The following is a 19,278-nucleotide window of genomic DNA, read 5'->3' as shown; positions in this document are numbered from 1 at the left end:
AGACATCACCCCAGCGGTCGGCGGCACCGGTACGGCCATACTGGACCTTGCGGGCATCGAACTACAAGACCTCCGTGCTATCCGGCCCGCACACCTGGTCGCTACTGTCGAGGGGTGCCCCCCGAGCCTCTACGCTGCGCCGGAGCTCTGATCGTCGATGACGACGGCCGGCTCTTCTTCCAGCGCCGGTCGCCCCAGCGACGCCTCTTCCCCAACGTCTGGGACATCGTCGGGGGGCACCTTGAGCCCGGCGAGGACTTCGAGACAGCACTCCACCGGGAGATAACGGAAGAAACCGGTTGGACCGTATCGCACATTCTCGGGCTGGTCGGTGAATACCGCTACACCGGTAACGACGGCATCACCCGGATCGAGATGGACTACCTGGTCCGCGTCGACGGTGACCTGTCCCGGCCCCGGCTGGAGGTCGGCAAGCACACCGAGTTCCGTTGGCTGGCCGAGCACGAGGTCGCCGTACTCGATGAGCACCGCGACGTCAACGACGGGCTGATCCGCCGGATCGCCGAGGACGGCTTCGCCACACTACGTTCGATCGGCCTGTGAACGACGACGTTTCGCTGGCGCCACACGACATCGCCGCACTCGTCGCGCCGGCCATCGACCGGATCTTCCTCGCCGTCATGGCCGCCGGGCATGCGTACGGTGGGGCGGAGTTGAGCCAGCGGTACGGCGGACCGGCGGCGACCGGCTTCCTGGTCGACTTCCGGACCCGGGCGGCGGCACCCGGTGGCACGGTCAGCGGCGCGGGCTTCGCTGCGGTGACCAGGTACCGGGACCCGGTGGAATGCCAGCGGGTGCTGGACAAACAGGTCGCGCACGCGATGCTCTGCCGGGAGCGGGATGGCGGGTTCTACGCGACCGACCGGGGCCGGTCGTTCCTCACCGAGCTCTACGGTCTGCACGCCCAGATCACCAGGGAGATCTGGGACGGACACGGCGACCGGGTGGCCCGACTGGTCGACGCGTTCGGGGTGCTGGTGACCGCCGCCTCGGCCGACGGGGGCGAGGCGTTCCACGCGGTCGCTCCACCGTACGAGCCGGACGGCACCCCGGCGGGCGTGCTACTGCTCAACCGCCTGGGCGCGTTGCGCCACCACCGGGCGGACGCACACGCCGCCGCCTGGAGCGCCGCCGGCCACAGCCCCCGGAGCATCGCCGACCTGCCGTCCGGACCGCAGCGGCTGACCATCGAGCTGGAGACCAATCGACGGGCGGCCGGGCCGTACGCCGCTCTGGCCCCGGCCGAGCGGCTGACCCTCCTGGCGGACCTGGCAGCGCTACCGGGCTGAGTCGCCGGGCTTTGGAGTTCGGCCGGGCTGAGTCGCCGGGGCCGGAGCCAGCCGGGCTTTGGAGTTCGGCCGGGCCGGAGTCAGCCGACAGCCTGACTGACCAGGGCGGGTAGCGGCTGACAGCGGCTCTGCCGGCTCACGGCGCTATCCTCCGTGCGGTAAGCCGGATGCTGGAACCCCCGCCGCGCCTTGTCGCGATGGACGGTTCCGGTGGCCGTTGTACTGCTTGTTGCGGTTACCACGATTGACGTGATCATCATGGATATCGCAATTGTCGTGATTGTCGCGTTGTCGTAAGAGAGGATCTTGGAATGATCGGTATGGTGCTGGCGGCTGGCGCGGGACGTCGGCTGCGCCCGTACACCGACACCCTCCCCAAGGCGCTCGTCCCGGTCGACGGGGAGACCACCATCCTCGACATCTCGCTGCGCAACCTCGCCGCAGTCGGGCTGACCGACGTCACCGTCGTGGTCGGCTACGCAGCGGAGGCCGTCGAGGCCCGCCAGGCGGCGCTTCAGGACCGGTACGGCGTGAAGATCACTCTGGTGCACAACGACAAGGCCGAGGAGTGGAACAACGCGTACTCGCTCTGGCTGGCCCGCGACCACTTCGCCCAGGGTGCGCTCCTGGTCAACGGCGACACCGTGCACCCGGTCAGCGTCGAGCAGACCCTGCTGGCCAAGCGTGGCCCCGGCATCCTGCTGGCCATCGACGCGGTCAAGAAGTGCGCCGACGAGGAAATGAAGACGACGTTCGACGCCAACGGGCAGCTCACCCGGATCACCAAGCTGATGGACCCGGCGGAAGCCTTCGGCGAGTACATCGGTGCCACCCTGATCGAGCCGCACGCCGCCGCCGGCCTGGCCGACGCGCTGGAGGCCACCTGGCGGCGCGACCCCAACCTCTACTACGAGGACGGCTACCAGGAGTACGCCGAGCGGGGCGGCGAGGTGCGGGCCGCCACCATCGGTGACGTGCCCTGGGTCGAGGTGGACAACCACGCCGACCTGGCCCGGGCCCGGGAGATCGCGTGCCACTACTAGCCCGTTCCGTCATGACGCCCCTGGCCATCGAGGTCCGCCGGGGGGCGGTGGCCGACCTGGCTGCGATCCTCTCCGACGGGCGGATCTCGGCCGGCGGTGACGTCGCCGTCGTGGTCGGCCCCGGCCAGGGCGAGAAGATCGGCGAGCTGATCCGCCCGACGCTCGGGTCCGCGGACGTGTTCACCGTCACCGGCGGCAGCATCGACGCCGCCAACGAACTCGGCGCCAAGCTCGGTGCCCGGTCGTACGACGCGGTGATCGGCATCGGCGGCGGAAAGACGGTCGACGTCGCCAAGTACGCCGCCACCCGGCGCGGTCTACCGATGGTGTCCGTGGCCACCGCCCTGGCCAACGACGGCATCGCCTCCCCGGTGGCCAGCCTGGTCACCGACGGGATCAAAGGCTCGTACGGCGTGCACATCCCGATCGCCGTCATCGTCGACCTGGACTTCGTGGAAAGTGGTCCGGAACGGCACAACCGGGCCGGCATCGGCGACGTGGTGAGCAACCTCAGCGCGCTCGCCGACTGGGAGCTGGCCCGGCAGGTGCGCGGCGAGCCGGTCGACGGACTCGCCGCCAGCCTGGCCCGGGCCGGTGCCGAGGCGGTCATCAACCACCCCGGCGACATGAGCGACGACGGGTTCGTCACCGTACTGGCCGAGTCGCTGATCTCCAGCGGGCTGGCGATGGCGGTCTGCGGCACCAGCCGCCCGTCCAGCGGCGGCTGCCACGAGATCATGCACGCCATCGACGCCCTCTATCCAGACACCGGATCGCACGGTGAGTTGGCCGGACTCGGGGCGCTGTTCTGCACCTTCCTGCGCGGCGACGAGAAACGGTTCGTCCAGATGTCCGCCTGCCTGGCCCGGCACAACCTGCCGCGTACCCCCGCCGACGTGGGCCTCACCGACGACCAGTTCGTCGAGGCGGTGGCGTTCGCGCCGCGTACCCGACCGGACCGCTACACGATCCTCGAACACCTCGACATGGCACCCGACGAGATCCGTAGGCGGCTGGCAGACTACGCCGATGCACTCCGCGACCACCTCGGCTGAGCTGTCCCGCCCGACCGCCGCCGACTTCTACCGCGTCAACCGGGGCGGCGGTCTGTTCAGCGAATCGATCAGTCAACGCCTTGGCGCTGGCTTTGCGCTGGTGGCGCACCGGCTCGGCCTGCCACCCACCGCGTTGACCATCGCCAACCTGATCATCGGGCTGGCCGCCTCGGTGACCGTGGTGGCACTCGCCGACCAGGTGGCGGGTGGGGACGTACCGGCCTGGGTGATCGGGCTGGTCGCCCTGATCGGCTGGCAGGTGGCGTACGCCCTGGACTGCGCCGACGGCCAACTCGCCCGGGTGACCGGCCGGGGCAGCCCGGCCGGTGCCAGGGTTGACGTGCTGTGTGACGTGGCGGCGCAGATCGCACTGGTCACGTCGCTCGGCACGGTGGCGATCGCGCAACGGCCGGCGACACCCGTATGGCTGGTGGCTGCCTTCGCCGGTACCTGGATGGTCAACCTGGTGACCTCGGTGATGCAGTCCGGCCCGAACGCCGCCAGCATGGTCACCTCGACCTCGCTGCCCGTACGGCTGGTCAAGCTGGTCCGGGACTACGGTGCCGTGATCACCCTGGCCGGGCTGGTGCTCATGCTCGTACCTGCCTGGACGGTCTGGCTCGTCGCGGCCTTCACGGTCGTCAACGGCGGCTTCCTGCTGGCCAGCATCGCCTTCTCCGCCCGCGCCTCTCTGCGGTGAGAAAGGGCTCCTTCCTACCGCATTTCACGTAGGAAGGAGCCCTTTCCAACACTCAAGCGCGGCGCAGGGAGGTGTAGATGTCGAGGAGTTGCTGGGTGACCACGTTCGGGTGGAACGTGCGCTCGTAGCGGGACCGGGCCAGCGGTGCCAGGGCAGCCGCACCGGCACGGGCAACCGGCAGTGCGGCGGCCATCGCCGCCGGGTCAGCCGGGACGACCCAACCGGCCGCACCCGCCGGATCGTCCATGCCCACCAGGTACGGAATACCGCCGAGTGCCGTACCGAGCACCGGCCGGCCACTGGACAGCGCCTCGATCACCACGGTGGGCAGTACGTCGTGCCACGTCGACGCTGCGATCACGACCGTCGAATCGTCGATCGCCTTGCGTACCCCGGACCGGTCGAGCGGGCCGAGGAAGACCACGTCCGACCGTTCGGCGGCGGCTGCCTCGGCCAGTGGGCGCAACTCTCCGTCACCAGCGATCCGGAGCGGACCGAGGGAGCCGTCCGGGTGTCGCCGCCAGGCGTCGAGCAGCAGCCCGAGACCCTTCTCCGGGGAGAGTCGACCCATGAAGAGGAAACCGTCCCCGAGCGGCGCGGGCTGTCCCGGATCGGGGATCGCGTTCGGCTTCACCACGATCCGATCGTCCGTGATGCCGTAGTCACGCAGGTGGTCGGCGACCGCCGAGGTGAGTGCGATGTACCGGTCGACCGAGCGCCACGTCGACCGGTGCACGGCCAGTGTGGTCGCCATCAGTGCGCTCTGTGCCCGCGAGCCGCGGTAGCAACTGTGCTGGATCGCCGGCACCGCGAACGCCCGACCCCGGCAATCCTGGCAGATGCGCCCATCTCGGAAGTAGAGCCCTGACGAGCAGACCTGGCGGTAGTTGTGCACCGTCTGCACCACCGGCACGCCATGCCGGTGCGCGGTCCGCACCACCCAGGGCGAGAGCAGGGGGTACGGGTTGTGCAGGTGCAGTACGTCCGGCCGCTGTTCGGTCAGCAGCCGGCTCAGGTCCTGTTGGGCGCGTGGGGCGTAGATCGGTGACAGCGGCAGCAGCGCCTTGGCGCTCTTCGGCATCGTCGGGATCTCGTCGGAGCTGCGCTGGAACGGCAGCACCTGGACGCCGGCGGCGGTGAGCTGGGAGATCTCCAGGTCGACGATCATGTTCTCGCCGGAGGGCTGGGCCTCCCGGTACCGGTTGTGCGCGATGACCACCTTCACGGTGCCAACCTTTCGTTCGCGACTGCGGGGCTCGCAAGCTCACTCCTCGCGCTCACAGATGCCAACCTTCCTTCGCCTCGGCGGGGCCGGCAAGCGCGACTCGCGTTCCGGTACGGCTCACGTGGGCCAGGGCCCGGCGGGAAACGGTCACCTCGTACGTTCCGTGCTCGTTCCGCCTGTCCCACGCGGGCAGAGGCTACCGTTGCTGATGTGCCTGAATTACCGGAGGTGGAGGCCCTCGCCGGCTACCTGCGCGAGCGTGCGGTCGGCCGGCGCGTCGACCGGATCGAGATCGCCGCGATCAACGCCCTGAAGACGTACGACCCGGCACCGAGCGCGGTCACCGGCCGTACGGTGACCGGGGCGCTCCGGCACGGCAAGTTCCTCGACGTGGTGTTCGGCGGTGACAGTGTCGGTGACGGTGTCGGCGGGGACGGTGCCCCTGCCCTGCATCTCGTGGTCCACCTGGCCCGGGCCGGCTGGCTGCACTATCGGGAGACGTTCCCGTCCGGTGTCCCGCTGAAGCCCGGTAAGGGACCGATCGCGGTGCGGGTACGCCTCGACGACGGTTCCGGGTTCGACCTGACCGAGGCCGGTACGCAGAAGAGTCTCGCCGCCTACCTGGTGACCGACCCGGCGCAGGTGCCCGGTGTCGCCCGGCTCGGTCCGGACGCGCTCGCGGTCGACCTGCCCACCTTCGCCGAGCGGCTGCGTAGCCGGCGCGGCCAGGTGAAGGGGGTGCTCACCGATCAGCAGGTGTTGTCCGGCATCGGCAACGCCTACTCGGACGAGATCCTGCATGCCGCCCGGCTGTCCCCGTTCGCGATCACCGATCGGCTACCGGACGACCGGATGGCGGCGTTGTACGAGGCCACCCGGAACGTGCTGGGCGATGCGGTGTCCCGGTCGCTGGGTCAGCGGGCCGCCGAACTGAAGAGCGAGAAGCGCTCGGGACTGCGGGTCCACGCGCGTACCGGCCTGCCCTGTCCGGTCTGTGGTGACACGGTCCGGGAGGTCTCGTTCGCCGACTCCAGCCTGCAGTACTGCCCCGGTTGCCAGACCGGGGGTAAACCGCTCGCTGACCGTCGGTTGTCCCGGCTTGTGCGCTAGGTTACGGACTAGCAGTGCGGCGGAGTAAATCGCCCAGGAGACGAGAAATCGCCCGCCATCCAGACCTACCGAGGGGCTCATCCATCGGTATAGTGACTCGGTCCGCGGCTGCGTCCGCGGTGGGGCGACGAGCGCTCTCCCCGCGCGGTAACAGGCGTAAAGTCCCCTTGGCTGGCATCCCTTCGGAGCCTGCGTGGGAGACTGGGGCAGTGGACGACCCGAGTCCTCATGGGTTTGGGCGACACGTGTCATGCGGGAGGACGTAGGTGAGGTGACGACTAGCCTCCAGCGCCCGGTAACCAACACAGGCCGGAGCAAACTCGTGCGGCACGTCGACAGCTTCGAAATCCAGCCGCCGACGAACCAATCGCCCAATGGCGTACCCCGCTCGGCATGGGCGCGGGCCGGTCGGCGGGTGTCCCGATGGCACCGCCCCTACACCCTGGTCCTGCTGCTCCTCGACTTCGGCGCGGTGGCCCTGGTCAGCTGGATCGCAATCTCCCTGTTCGACCAGGCAGCCTCCGGCTTCGCCGCGAACAAGGAAGATCCGAGCTGGTTCAACACCCCGGCCTGGTTCTACACGGTCGCCTACCTGCTGCTCCCGCTGGGCTGGTTGGTCATCCTGTGGGGCAACCGGGCGTACGACCGGCGATATCTCGGGCTCGGTCCGGACGAGTTCAAGCGGGTTATCCGGGCAGCGGTTACCGTCGCCGCCAGCGTCTCGTTCCTGGCCTTCGCCATCAAGGCCAACCTGTCCCGGTTCACGGTCGGCACCGCCCTGGTCGGCGCAACGGTGCTGATCCTGCTCGTCCGGTTTCTGGCCCGGCTCGCGCTGCACGTGATCCGCAAGCAGGCCGGTCAGGCTGCGCACCGGATGGTCCTGGTCGGCACCCTGCCCGAGACGCTCGAGGTCTATACGGCGGTGACCCGCAGCCCGGCCGCCGGGCTGATCCCGGTCGCGATCCATCTCACCGACGGCTACGCCGCCGCACGGGGGATAGAAACCCCGATTCCGGTGTACGCCGGGCGGGACGTGCTGGCCCTGGTCCGTGAGGTCGGTGGCGACACCATCGCAGTGTGTGGCTCGGCCAGCGCGGAGCCGGGTGAGTTGCGTCGACTGGCCTGGCAGTTGGAGGGCTCGGGCGTCGACCTGGTCGTCGCGCCTCAGCTGACCGACATCGCCGGTCCCCGGGTGCACATCCGGCCGATCGAGGGTCTGCCGCTGCTGCACGTCGAGGAGCCGACGCTCTCCGGCCCGGCCCTGTTGCTCAAGAACCTGATGGACCGGGTGGCCGCCGGGGTCGGCCTCGTGCTGCTCATCCCGCTGTTCATCGCGATCGCGGTCGCGATCCGGCTCTCCGACCCGGGACCGGTCTTCTTCCGGCAGCCCCGGGTCGGTCACGAGGGGCGTACGTTCCGGGTCTGGAAGTTCCGGACGATGTACGTCGACGCCGAGGAACGGCTCGCCGGCCTGGTCGACCAAAACGAGACCGACGGCATGCTGTTCAAGATCAAGCAGGATCCCCGGGTCTTCCCGGTCGGCCGGTTCCTGCGGGCCAGCTCGCTCGACGAACTGCCTCAGCTGATCAACGTGCTGTGGGGCGAGATGTCCCTGGTCGGGCCACGACCGCTGCCCGCCGACGACGGTGACTTCCTCGGTGACGTACGACGCCGCTTGCTGGTCCGCCCGGGCATGACCGGTCTGTGGCAGGTCTCCGGTCGATCCGACCTCTCCTGGGACGAGGCGGTACGACTCGACCTCTACTACGTCGACAACTGGTCGTTGACGTACGACCTGAGCATCCTGTGGCGGACCGTCGGAGTGGTGCTGGCCCGCAAGGGCGCGTACTAGTCGAGCCGTCGACCACTTGGCGAACCGTGGCGAACCAGCCAGGATTCCAGCGTGGGGTCGAACCTGTTCGCCGCGTTCGCGGTCGTCGTGCTGGTCAGTGCGCTGGGCGCTGCCCTGTTCGCGGTCGTCCGGCTGCGCGGTCGGCGGGGCATCGCCACCGCGACCCAGCGGGCGACGTACGACGTGCTGCACACCGCCGGGCTGGCCGCCGAGCCGCTCCGCGCCGGCCTGACCACGACCGGCGCGGCGAAGGCCGTACGTCATCTGCGTGCCCTCGTCGGTGCCGCCGGGCTGGCCCTGGTCGACGCCGACGAGGTGCTGGCGGTCGACGGGCATGGCGGCCACCACGGTCCGCAACTGGTCGAGGCGGCCCAGCGGGCCATTGCGGCGGACCGTTCCACGGTGCTCGGCGAGACGGAACTGCCCTGCGACCGGGTCGACTGCCTGATCCGAGGTGCCGTCGTCGCCCCACTGGCCGGACCGGGTGGCCGGCCCGCCGGAGCGCTGGTGGCGATCGCCGACGACCCGCCGGCACCCGGCCTGGTCCAGGCCACCCTGGAGACCGCGCGCTGGGCCAGCGCCCAGCTCGCCCTGGCCGAGCTCGACTCGTCCCGGGAACGACTGGCCCGGGCCGAGATACGCGCACTGCGGGCCCAGATCAGCCCGCACTTCATCTACAACGCGCTGACCGCCATCGGCTCGTTCGTCCGTACCGACCCGGAACGGGCTCGCGAGTTGATCCTCGAATTCGCGGAATTCACCCGCTATTCGTTCCGGGCACACGGTGAGTACACCACGCTGGCCGAGGAACTGCGTTCGATCGACCGCTACCTGACCATCGAACGTGCCCGGTTCGGCGATCGGCTCCAGGTGCGCCTACAGATCGCCCCGGAGGTGCTGCCGGTCAGTGTGCCGTTCCTCTGTCTGCAACCGCTGGTCGAGAACGCCGTACAGCACGGGCTGTCCCGGAAACCGGGCACCGGCATGGTGAGCATCGAGGCCCGGGACGCCGGGGCCGAATGCCACATCACCGTGGAGGACGACGGTGTGGGAATGGACCCGGCCCTACTGGCCACCGGAATCGCCGAGCTGGCCACGTCCGAAGCCGACGACGACTCCGGCCAACACGTCGGTCTGTCCAATGTGGATGAGCGACTGCGGTCGGTCTTCGGTGACCAGTTCGGCCTGGTCGTGGAGACCGGACTCGGGTCCGGCACGAAGGTGAGTATGCGGGTGCCGAAGTTCCACCGCAGGGTACGGGCGAACGCGTGAGCCGAGGAGGGGACGTGAGCGACGAGCGCAGCGAGGAGGGGACGTGACTGGCTTCCTGCGGGTGCTGGCGGTTGACGACGAGCCACCTGCCCTGGACGAGCTGGCCTACCACCTGCGGACCGATCCCCGGGTGGCCCGGCTGTACACCGCCTCCGACGCCACCGAGGCCCTGCGGGTGCTGCGGGACACCGACGTCGACGCCGTCTTCCTCGACATCCGGATGCCCGGACTGGACGGGATGGAACTGGCCCGGGTACTACGCCGATTCGCCCGGCCGCCGGCGATCGTCTTCGTCACCGCGTACGACGACGGGGCGGTGGACGCCTTCGACCTGGGGGTCACCGACTACGTCCGCAAGCCGGTACGCGCCGAGCGGCTGGCCGAGTCGCTGCGTCGGGTGGTCGGGTCGCGGGTCGTACCGTCGCATCCGTCCGCGCTGGCCCGCGCCGAGGAGGATCCCGCCATCCCGGTGGAGTTGGCCGGTACGACCCGGATGCTGCCCCGGTCGGCTGTCCGGTGGGTGGAGGCGCAGGGCGACTACGCCCGGCTGCACACCACCGAAGGATCGCATCTGGTCCGGGTGTCGTTGGCGACCCTCGCCGAGCGCTGGGCGGATGCGGGTTTCGTCCGTATCCACCGCTCGTTCCTGGTGCAGATCCGGCTCATCGCCGAACTCCGGTTGGCCAACTCCGGTTACGTCGTGATCATCGACGGCAGCGAGTTGCCGGTCAGTCGCCGGCATACCAGGGAGCTGAAGGACAAGCTGGTACGCGCCGCCAAGCAGGACTGGAGCCGCTGATGGATCTTCGACCGGTTCGCCGACAGGACGTGGTACGGCTCAGTGTCCTGCTCGATCAGCTCGGTTATCCGACCGATGTCACAACTGTCGACGGGCGTCTCGACTACTGGCTGGACGATCCGTCGAGCCTGCTGCTGGGGGCCGACGACGGCGGCGAACTGGTCGGGGTCGCGGCGTTGCACGCCTGCCCGATGTTGGAGCGGACCGGGCGGTTCGGCCGGCTGGTGGCGCTGGTGGTCGACGACCGCTACCGGGGTCGGGGGGTCGGGCACGCCCTGGTCGGCGCTGCGGAGAGGTGGGCGCAGGAGGCCGGTTGCGTATTCATGGAGGTCACCAGCAGTCGCAGCCGGGAGCTGGCACACCGCTTCTACGGGAAACTGGGCTATGAGGACGCCTGCGGCTCGAAGGCACGCTTCGTCAAGCCACTGGCCGGTTAGGTAGTTCTTGGGCTGCGGCAACGAGAAGGCTCCGGCCGTGGAGACCGCCGCACCCTTGACTGGCAATCAACCTTCCTCGATGGTTGTCTCGACGTGGAGCCATCGAAAGGGGAAGCGAGATGCGGGTCGTCCCGCGCGCCGCCACCGTACTGGCCATGATCGCCGCCTCCGGGGTACCGGGCCTGGCCGCGCCCAGCACGGTCGCCGCCGCCAGCATCACCCCCACCGTCGTGATCAACGAACGGGTGTACGTCGAATCCACCGTCGACAGTGATCATGATGGTCGTCGGGACCGGGTCGCCATCGACATCACCAGACCGGACACCACCGCGCAGGTGCCGGTGGTCTTCGAGCACAGCCCCTACCGCGGAAGCTGGACCGAGTACCCGTTCCACAACGTGGACCCCGACCGGCTGCCCCAGGAGGGGCTGTTCGGCGGCGGCTCGGCCGTACCGGACGCCGGACGGCTCGGCGGACCGGCGAACACCAAGTCAGTCCCCGCCCTGCTGAGCCAGAACGAAGAGAACTACTTCCTCGCCAACGGGTACGCGATGGTGCTCGGCTACAGCATCGGCACCGGCCCCTCCGACGGCTGTGCCACCAGTGGCGACCGGCAGGAGACCCTGGGCACCACGGCGGTCATCGACTGGCTGAACGGCCGGGCCCGGGGCTTCGACTCCACCGGCCAGCCCGTCACGGCGTCGTGGAGCACCGGCAATGTCGGCATGATCGGTGCCTCGTACAACGGAACCCTGCCGAACATGGCTGCCTCGACCGGGGTCGCGGGGTTGAAGGCCATCGTGCCGATCGCCGCGATCTCCAGTTGGTACGACTACTACCGGGCGAACGGCCTGGTCGTCGCGCCCGGCGGTTACCAGGGTGAGGACACCGACGTACTGGCCGGTTTCGTCGGCGGCGACCGGCTCAACTGCGCCAGCCAACTCGCCAGGCTGACCAACGACCAGGATCGACGTACCGGCGACTACAACGCGTTCTGGCGGGACCGGGACTACGTCGACGCGTCCCGGGTCACCGCGGGCGTGTTCGTCGTCCACGGACAGTCCGACTGGAACGTGAAGGGACAGCACTACGCCCAGTGGTACGACTCGCTGCGGCGGCACGACGTACCCCGCAAGATCTGGCTGCACCGGGGCGGGCACGGCGGACCCGGATCCCGACCGGACTTCCAGGACACGGTGATCCGCTGGTTCGACTACTTCGTCAAGGGCATCGACAACGGGATCGTCGACGAACCCATGGCCGAGGTCGAGTACACCGACGGCACCTGGCGGCAGTACGCGGACTGGCCGGACCCGGCGGCCCGCAACACCGTCCTCAACCTCAGTGCGACGTCGTCCACCGCCCCGGGTCGACTCTCACTCGGCCGGGGTGGCGGCAACGTCCGGCAGAACTTCGTCGACCAGGGGCGTACCAACCGGGCCCCGGCCCTGGTCGCCGACCCGGACACCGCGAACCCGAACCGGCTGGTCTACCGGACCGGTCCGTTGCCCGAGACGCTGCGACTGTCCGGCGCACCGAGGGTGACGGTGCGGGCGGCGGTGACGAACCGGAAGGCGGCCAACCTCACCGCCCTGCTGGTCGACTACGGCCCGGCCGGCAGCAACAGCGCGCCGGTGATCGTGACGCGGGGTTGGCTGGATCCGCAGAATCGCGCGGGCAAGGCCCGTAGCCTGCCGGTCATGCCCGGTCAGGAGTACGACCTGACCTTCAACATGCAGCCCCGGGACTACTACTTCAGCGCTGGTCGGCGGATCGGCCTGGTGATCATCTCCACGGACTACGACTACACGCTCCGGCCACCGGGCGGTACGGGCCTGCGGGTCGTACCGGGACGTAGTTCCCTGATCCTGCCGCTGGTCGGGCACCTCCCGCACCTCGGCTGACGCGTTGGGGGTGCCGGTCCCGCCGACCGGCATCCCAAACGTGGTCGCCGCCCGGTTATCCACAGGATCGCAAAGTTATCCACAGGGAAATCGGGTTCTCCACAGGTTGTTCACAACGCACCCCATGGCTCTCCACGAGCAGTGCATACAGTCCTTCACCATGAAGGAACGTCGCGTCCTGGTGGTCGAGGACGAACGCACCATCGCCGACTCGGTGGCCGCCCGACTGCGGGCGGAAGGCTTCACCGTACGCATCGCCGGGGACGGGCCCGGCGCAGTCGAGACCGTACGGGCGTGGCAACCCGACCTCGTCGTACTCGACGTTATGCTGCCCGGCTTCGACGGCCTGGAGGTGTGCCGGCGGATCCAGGCCGACCGGCCGGTGCCGGTCCTCATGTTGACCGCCCGCGACGACGAGACCGATCTGCTGGTCGGTCTGGCCGTCGGGGCCGACGACTACCTGACCAAGCCGTTCTCGCTCCGCGAGTTGGCCGCCCGGGTGCACGCCCTGCTGCGTCGGGTGGACCGGGCGGCCAACTCCGTCACGGAGCCGGCCCAGTCGACCCTGCGGGTCGGCGACCTGGAGATCAACCAGGCCGAACGACGGGTCAGCCGGGCCGGGGTCGAGGCGCATCTGACCCCTACCGAGTTCGATCTGCTGGTGCACCTGGCCGGTCGGCCGCGTACGGTGCTGCCCCGGGAACGGCTGCTGGCCGACGTCTGGGGCTGGCCGGAGGGATTCGGCACCCGTACCGTCGACAGTCACATCAAGGCGTTGCGTCGCAAACTCGGCGCGGACCTGATCCGTACCGTCCACGGGGTCGGCTACGCGTTGGACGTACGGCCGTGAACCGGTTCTGGACGCTGCTGAACCGGGCCCTGGACCTGCTGCCCCGCCCACTGGACCCGGTCCGATCTATCAAGATCAAACTGGGCATCCTGCTGGTCACCGCAGGTGCGGTCGGCATGGGCATCTTCATCATCGGAATCGGTTGGGTACCGCCCAAAACCGTGATCGCGGCCATCACCGTCGCCCTGCTGACCTCACAGGTCCTGGCGCACGGGATGACCTCGCCGCTGCGGGAGATGACCGCTGCCGCCCGGGCGATGGCCCGGGGCGACTACAGCCGCCGGGTCCGGGCCACCTCCCGGGACGAGGTCGGCGAACTCGCCACCGCGTTCAACCAGATGGCGGCGGAGCTGGCCGAATCCGACCGACGGCGGCGCGAACTGATCGCCAACGTGTCGCACGAACTACGTACGCCGATCACCGCCCTCCAGGGCGTGCTGGAGAACATCGTCGACGGGGTGGCCGAACCGGAGCCCGCCACGCTGCGGGTCGCCCTGGCCCAGACCGAACGGCTCGGACACCTCGTCACCGAACTGCTCGACCTGTCCCGCCTGGACGCGGGCGTGGTGCCACTCCGACGCGTACGGGTGGACGTCGCCGACTTCCTCGACGACGCGGTACGGCAGGCCGAGGTGACCGCCAGCGGCGCCGGACGGAGCGTGCACTTCGAGGTACGTCGGCCGCTCCCCGGACTGACCATCGAAGCCGACCCGTGGCGGCTGCACCAGGTCTTCGCCAACCTGCTCGACAACGCGGCCCGGCACAGCCCTCCCGGCGGCACCGTCCTCGTCACCGCCGAACCCCAGGCCGGACAACTCCGGTTCGAGGTGATCGACGAGGGCAGCGGGATCCCGGTCGACGAACGATCACGGGTCTTCGACCGGTTCACGCGAGGGGACCGCACCAGTGGCGGCGGTACCGGACTCGGTCTGGCCATCGCACACTGGGCCGTCGAACTGCACGGCGGATCCATTACTGTCACGGACCCACCGGAGAAGTCTCCCGGCCAGCCCCGCACCGGGTGCCGGATCCAGGTGACCCTTCCGCTGACCGCCACCCGATCGGAGGCAGCTTGACCAGCAATCCGCCTGAGGCGGCCGGTTCCGCACCCGAACCGCCGACCCCGCCAACGGCCGACGCACAGCCAGCCCCAGCCCCAGCACCCGCGCCACCACCAACCCCGCCAACGGCCGACGCACCACCGGCCGCACCAGCGGCGGCCGAGCCACCGGCCGTACCGGCAACGGCGCAGCCACAGCCAGCCCGACCGGCGACAGGCGCACCGCCGACGCCACCAACCGCTGCGGCGCAGCCAACAGGTGGGGCACAGTCCACGACGGGTGGGGCACACCCGACCCGGCCAGTGGTCATGCACCAGCCCGCCCCATCGGCACCCGGCCTGCGGGTGCCGCCACCACCGCCGTCCCAGTGGCAGCAGCGCCCGCTGCTGTCACCGGCCCGACCGTCTCCGATGGCCCGACGCTGGCCGGGACCGGCCAGCGGAATTCACCGGCCGGTACTGGGCACGGCAGTAACCGCGGCGGCGATCGGCGCGGTGAGTCTTCCCCTGACCCGGCCCGGTGTCGGCTGGCTGGTCGCCGTTATCACCGGTACGGCAGCACTGGTCACGGCAGCGGCGATCGGTTGGTCCCGTGGTGACGTCCGGCCCGACGGCACGGGGGTGCCGGGCCAGACCAAGCCCGACCGGGCCAGGCCGATACCGGACCAGACCAAGCCGACACCGGACCAGATCAAGCCGACACCGGACCAAACCAGGTCGACACCGAGCCACGCCGGGCCGGCAGCGGACCGACCCCGTACCCGTCGGTCGCCGGTCGGGGTCGACCAGGTGGCCTGGGCAGTGGCAACGGTGGCACTGATCGGCGTCGGCGCGGTACGGGCCGCCGGTTGGCTGTTCGTACTCTGCGTGCTGACGGCCGGGGTGACCGCGTGCCTGGCAGTGACCGGCGGGCGGTCCCTGCGCGGAATGCTGCTGGCCACGATGTTGCCGATCACCGCCGTCTTCCGGGCGATGCCGTGGACGGCACGCGGCATGAGTCGTACCGGCCCACGAAGCAACGGGCACTCCGTCGGGCGACTCCTCGCCACCGTCGCCGTCTCAGTCGGCCTGCTGGTCGTCTTCGGGGCCCTGTTCGCCTCCGCCGATGCGGCGTTCGCCGACCTGCTCGGCGGACTACTGCCCGAACTGGCGGTCAGCGACGTGGTCCGCTGGGCCTTCCTGTTCCCGGTCCTGCTCTCCGGCCTGCTCGGCGCGGCATACCTGCTCACCGCACCGCCTGACCTGACCGGGCTGGAGGGAAGGCCAGCCAGTCGGGTCCGGCTGCTGGAGTGGGCGCTACCGGTGGCCCTGCTCGACCTGCTCTTCGTCGCGTTCGTGCTGGTGCAGATCACGGTCCTGTTCGGCGGCGCCGAACATGTCCTCGGCGAGTCCGGACCGACGTACGCCCAGTACGCCCGCAGCGGCTACTGGCAACTGCTGGTGGTCTCGGCACTCACCCTGCTGGTGATCGCCGGGGCCACCCGGTGGGCACCTCGGGACACCGTTGCCGACCGGGTGGTGCTCCGCCTGCTCCTCGGCGCACTCGCCCTGCTCAGCCTGGTGGTGGTCGCCTCCGCGCTCTACCGCATGAACGTCTACACCCAGGCGTACGGCGCGACCCGGCTACGGCTGATGGTGGCCGCCAGCGAGCTGTGGCTCGGGCTGGTCTTCGTCCTGGTCCTGGTGGCCGGAATCCGGCTACGCGCCACCTGGCTGCCCCGGCTGGTGCTGGGCATGGGGGTGCTGGCCCTGCTCGGCCTCGCCACGATCAACCCGGACCGGTACATCGCCGAGCGCAACATCGACCGGTTCGAGCGGACCGGGCAACTCGACGTGGGCTACCTTTCCTGGCTTTCGGCCGACGCCGTACCGGCGTTCAACCGGCTGCCGAACCGGATGCGCAACTGCGCTCTCGGTGCCATCGCGACCGACCTGAGGTCCGAGCCCGACAACTGGTACGAGGCGAACCTCGGGCGGGCCCGCGCCCGCCAGATCATCGCCGAACGGCCGGTCGACTACGACCCCGCGCAGTGCCTCACGATATATCCCCGTTGACCGGGTTCGTCAATCACGCCAGGTCTTGACAATCAGCGTCGGGCGGTGAGACTGCCGAGGTGGCCACCCCCACCGAACCACCTCGCGAACCACCACCGCCACCACCCCGGCGGACTCGAATCGTGCTGGCCGAGGTGGGCCCCCGCCGTACCCGGGCCGACCGGACCCGCGCCGAACTGACCCAGCAGACCCGGGTCGGAGAGGCGCTGGTCCGGGGCCTGGTCCGGGCCCAGCTCACCCTCGCCGTACGGATGGCGCTGGTCGTCGTGATCGGGTTGGGTGGCCTGCCGCTGCTGTTCGCGATCGCCCCGTCCGTCGGGGCGACGAAACTGTTCGGAATCCACCTGCCCTGGCTGCTGCTCGGGCTCGGCTCGTTCCCGTTCCTGGTCGCCGTCGGCTGGGCGTACGTACACCTGGCGGAACGCAACGAGCAGGACTTCACCGATCTGGTCCAGCGGCCGGAGCGCTGAATGGACAACGCCTACGTCGTACCCGCGATCGTGACGGTCACCCTGGTCACCGTCGCGATCGGCTTCTACGGGCTGCGACTGGCCCGGACCACCTCGGACTTCCTGGTCGCGTCCCGGATGGTCAGCCCGACCTGGAACGCCGCCGCGATCGGTGGGGAGTACCTGTCGGCCGCGTCCTTCCTGGGCATCGCCGGGCTGATCCTCAAGTACGGCGTGGACGTGCTCTGGTATCCGGTCGGGTTCGCCGCCGGATACCTTGCGTTGCTGCTCTTCGTGGCCGCGCCGCTGCGCCGGTCGGGTGCCTTCACCCTGCCCGACTTCTGCGAGCTGCGGCTCGGCTCCCGCCGACTGCGCAAGCTGGCCACCGTCTTCGTCGTCTTCATCGGCTGGCTCTATCTCGTACCGCAGCTCCAGGGGGCGGGGCTGACCCTGACCACGGTCACCGGTGCCCCGTACGAGCTGGGCGCGCTGCTGGTCGGTGCCGTGGTGACCGGCAACGTGGCGTTGGGCGGGATGCGGGCGGTCACCTTCGTGCAGGCGTTCCAGTACTGGCTCAAACTGACCGCGCTGGCCGTACCGGTGATCTTCCTTGTCCTGCACTGGCAGGCCGACGGGCGGCCGGCGGTGACGCCCCCGGCCGGGCCGACGTTCCACACCGCGACCACCGTCGTGATCGAGGAGGCGGCGACCCTCACCCTCGCCGACGGAACGACCCTGGCGGTACGCCCCGGCGAAAAGCTCTCCTTCGCCGCCGGCGACCCGGTGCCCGAGGTGTCCGGAGTCGAGGCGGCGAACGGGCTCGACTGGTTGCTGCCGAGCACCGCCGGCAACGACGACCGGGGCCTGTTCGCGACGTACTCCCTCATCCTGGCCACGTTCCTCGGCACGATGGGCCTGCCGCACGTCCTCGTCCGCTTCTACACCAACCCGGACGGGGCCGCCGCCCGCCGGACGACCCTGGTCGTACTCGCCCTGGTTGGCGCGTTCTACCTGTTCCCGACCCTGTACGGGGTACTCGGCCGGATCTACACCCCGCAGCTGTTGGTCACCGGGCAGACCGATGCGGTGGTGGTGCTGCTGCCCGGTGCCGCACTCGGCGACGGGTTGACCGGGCAACTGCTGGCCGCCCTGGTCGCGGCGGGCGCGTTCGCGGCCTTCCTGTCCACCTCCTCCGGCCTGCTCACCAGCGTGGCCGGGGTGATTTCCACCGACGTGCTGGGACGCGGCTCGGTCCGTGACTTCCGTCTGGCGACGTTGATCGCCGGGCTGGTGCCGGTGGTGCTGGCGCTCAACGTGTCCGGGCTGGACGTGTCGCAGGTGGTCGGGCTGGCCTTCGCGGTCGCCGCGTCCAGCTTCTGTCCGCTGTTGGTGCTCGGTAGCTGGTGGCGTGGACTGACCGACTTCGGCGCGGCGGCCGGCATCCTCGTCGGGGGTGGCGCGGCGATCGTGGCGGTCCTGGTCACGGTCGTTGGCCCACCGCTGACCGGCTGGCCGGCGGTCCTGATCTCACAACCGGCCGCCTGGACCGTACCGCTGGCCTTCGCCGTGATGGTGGCCGTGTCGAAGGCGACCCGGAACCGGATCCCGGCCGATGTCAGTGCCACCATGCTCCGGCTGCACGCTCCGGAAGCACTCCGGCTCTGACCGATCCGCTCATCGGCGAGTTCGCGGTCGCGCCGGTCGCACCGGCCGCCGCTTCGACGAGCAGATTGAAACAATCATGCCTCACGGCGGCTGCGGGTAGACCGTCACGATCGGCACCGTCCACCAGCCCGCACTGCGAATCGACATCGACATCGCCGCCGACCGTGCAACGGTCCGCTGGCTCCCAGACGGCAGCTACGCCTCCGACCTCCCGCCGGACACCCCGATCACCGTCTACGAGTCACCCGACGCCGGCTCAAGGACATTCCCGCCACCCTTGCCCATGTGACTTGCGAGGCCGCCTGTGCTGTCATCATTGAATTCGTCGCGACGGGCCACCGTCTTGCCAATGTGAACTGGGAACACGAACAGCAACCTGCTCCATAGCCGATACCTCTAGTGTCTCGTGATCCCGATGTCTTTACTTGAGATGTGTTGTGGTTGGCTGTGTCGGTGGAGATGTCGTCGGATGAGCGGGCCGAGCTTCGGGCG

General features: G+C 69.7%; 17 protein-coding genes. 16 read left to right on the top strand and 1 reads right to left on the bottom strand.

All coding sequences use genetic code 11. The features are described from left to right. The first annotated feature begins 114 nt into the window (after nt 1–114). The 5 genes from ACFQ4H_RS28180 (at nt 115) to ACFQ4H_RS28160 (ending at nt 4,108) form a co-directional block, all read left to right on the top strand. Nucleotides 115–564: an NUDIX domain-containing protein gene (locus ACFQ4H_RS28180; RefSeq protein WP_377576487.1), complete on the top strand. Its 450-nt coding sequence runs from the start codon at nt 115–117 to the stop codon at nt 562–564. Further along, complete coding sequence (locus ACFQ4H_RS28175) at nt 561–1,310, top strand: hypothetical protein (protein WP_377576484.1); 750 nt, start codon at nt 561–563, stop codon at nt 1,308–1,310. The genes ACFQ4H_RS28180 and ACFQ4H_RS28175 overlap by 4 nt, the downstream gene beginning before the upstream one ends. Before the next feature lie 311 nt (nt 1,311–1,621). Continuing rightward, nucleotides 1,622–2,353, top strand: coding sequence for a phosphocholine cytidylyltransferase family protein (locus ACFQ4H_RS28170; RefSeq protein WP_377576481.1), 732 nt, complete (start codon nt 1,622–1,624; stop codon nt 2,351–2,353). After that, complete coding sequence (locus tag ACFQ4H_RS28165) at nt 2,341–3,408, top strand: iron-containing alcohol dehydrogenase family protein (RefSeq protein WP_377576478.1); 1,068 nt, start codon at nt 2,341–2,343, stop codon at nt 3,406–3,408. The genes ACFQ4H_RS28170 and ACFQ4H_RS28165 overlap by 13 nt, the downstream gene beginning before the upstream one ends. Further along, nucleotides 3,383–4,108 carry a CDP-alcohol phosphatidyltransferase family protein gene (locus ACFQ4H_RS28160; protein WP_377576476.1) on the top strand — a complete coding sequence of 242 codons (726 nt, stop codon included), beginning with the start codon at nt 3,383–3,385 and terminating at the stop codon, nt 4,106–4,108. Before ACFQ4H_RS28165 ends, ACFQ4H_RS28160 begins: the two co-directional genes overlap by 26 nt. 52 nt (nt 4,109–4,160) lie before the next feature. On the opposite strand, the gene ACFQ4H_RS28155 is transcribed toward ACFQ4H_RS28160, so the two are convergent. Beyond that, nucleotides 4,161–5,333 carry a glycosyltransferase family 4 protein gene (locus tag ACFQ4H_RS28155; RefSeq protein WP_377576474.1) on the bottom strand — a complete coding sequence of 391 codons (1,173 nt, stop codon included), beginning with the start codon at nt 5,331–5,333 and terminating at the stop codon, nt 4,161–4,163. A 210-nt stretch (nt 5,334–5,543) separates the two neighbouring features. Here ACFQ4H_RS28155 and ACFQ4H_RS28150 point away from each other — a divergent pair, with 210 nt between their 5' ends. The 11 genes from ACFQ4H_RS28150 to ACFQ4H_RS28100 all read left to right on the top strand — a co-directional run bounded on the left by ACFQ4H_RS28150 (nt 5,544) and on the right by ACFQ4H_RS28100 (nt 18,786). Next, nucleotides 5,544–6,443: a DNA-formamidopyrimidine glycosylase family protein gene (locus tag ACFQ4H_RS28150; protein ID WP_377576471.1), complete on the top strand. Its 900-nt coding sequence runs from the start codon at nt 5,544–5,546 to the stop codon at nt 6,441–6,443. A 322-nt stretch (nt 6,444–6,765) separates the two neighbouring features. After that, a complete protein-coding gene (locus ACFQ4H_RS28145; protein ID WP_377576468.1) occupies nt 6,766–8,295 on the top strand; it encodes a sugar transferase in 1,530 nt (509 codons plus the stop codon). Nucleotides 8,296–8,346: 51 nt separating this feature from the next. Beyond that, on the top strand, nt 8,347–9,567 hold the full coding sequence (locus ACFQ4H_RS28140) for a sensor histidine kinase (RefSeq protein ID WP_377576465.1): 1,221 nt from the start codon (nt 8,347–8,349) through the stop codon (nt 9,565–9,567). A 43-nt stretch (nt 9,568–9,610) separates the two neighbouring features. Further along, nucleotides 9,611–10,366: a LytR/AlgR family response regulator transcription factor gene (locus tag ACFQ4H_RS28135; protein WP_377576462.1), complete on the top strand. Its 756-nt coding sequence runs from the start codon at nt 9,611–9,613 to the stop codon at nt 10,364–10,366. Further along, complete coding sequence (locus ACFQ4H_RS28130; RefSeq protein WP_377576459.1) at nt 10,366–10,803, top strand: GNAT family N-acetyltransferase; 438 nt, start codon at nt 10,366–10,368, stop codon at nt 10,801–10,803. The genes ACFQ4H_RS28135 and ACFQ4H_RS28130 overlap by 1 nt, the downstream gene beginning before the upstream one ends. Before the next feature lie 119 nt (nt 10,804–10,922). Continuing rightward, nucleotides 10,923–12,707: a Xaa-Pro dipeptidyl-peptidase gene (locus ACFQ4H_RS28125; protein ID WP_377576456.1), complete on the top strand. Its 1,785-nt coding sequence runs from the start codon at nt 10,923–10,925 to the stop codon at nt 12,705–12,707. A gap of 160 nt (nt 12,708–12,867) precedes the next feature. After that, nucleotides 12,868–13,557 (top strand): response regulator transcription factor, encoded by a 690-nt coding sequence (locus ACFQ4H_RS28120; protein ID WP_377576453.1) that lies wholly within the window; start codon nt 12,868–12,870, stop codon nt 13,555–13,557. Next, the gene (locus ACFQ4H_RS28115) at nt 13,554–14,633 is read left to right on the top strand and encodes a HAMP domain-containing sensor histidine kinase (protein WP_377576450.1); all 1,080 of its coding nucleotides are present in this window, start codon (nt 13,554–13,556) and stop codon (nt 14,631–14,633) included. The genes ACFQ4H_RS28120 and ACFQ4H_RS28115 overlap by 4 nt, the downstream gene beginning before the upstream one ends. Before the next feature lie 293 nt (nt 14,634–14,926). Continuing rightward, nucleotides 14,927–16,672 carry a DUF4153 domain-containing protein gene (locus ACFQ4H_RS28110; RefSeq protein ID WP_377576447.1) on the top strand — a complete coding sequence of 582 codons (1,746 nt, stop codon included), beginning with the start codon at nt 14,927–14,929 and terminating at the stop codon, nt 16,670–16,672. Nucleotides 16,673–16,731: 59 nt separating this feature from the next. Beyond that, nucleotides 16,732–17,142, top strand: coding sequence for a DUF485 domain-containing protein (locus tag ACFQ4H_RS28105; protein ID WP_377576444.1), 411 nt, complete (start codon nt 16,732–16,734; stop codon nt 17,140–17,142). After that, nucleotides 17,143–18,786, top strand: a complete 1,644-nt coding sequence (locus ACFQ4H_RS28100) for a sodium/solute symporter (protein WP_377576441.1) — start codon at nt 17,143–17,145, stop codon at nt 18,784–18,786. Nucleotides 18,787–19,278: the final 492 nt, after the last annotated feature.

The organism is Micromonospora sonneratiae, assembly GCF_042679305.1.
In the GTDB taxonomy this organism is placed as follows: domain Bacteria; phylum Actinomycetota; class Actinomycetes; order Mycobacteriales; family Micromonosporaceae; genus Micromonospora_H; species Micromonospora_H sonneratiae.
This window is presented reverse-complemented; position numbering and strand designations above follow the sequence as displayed.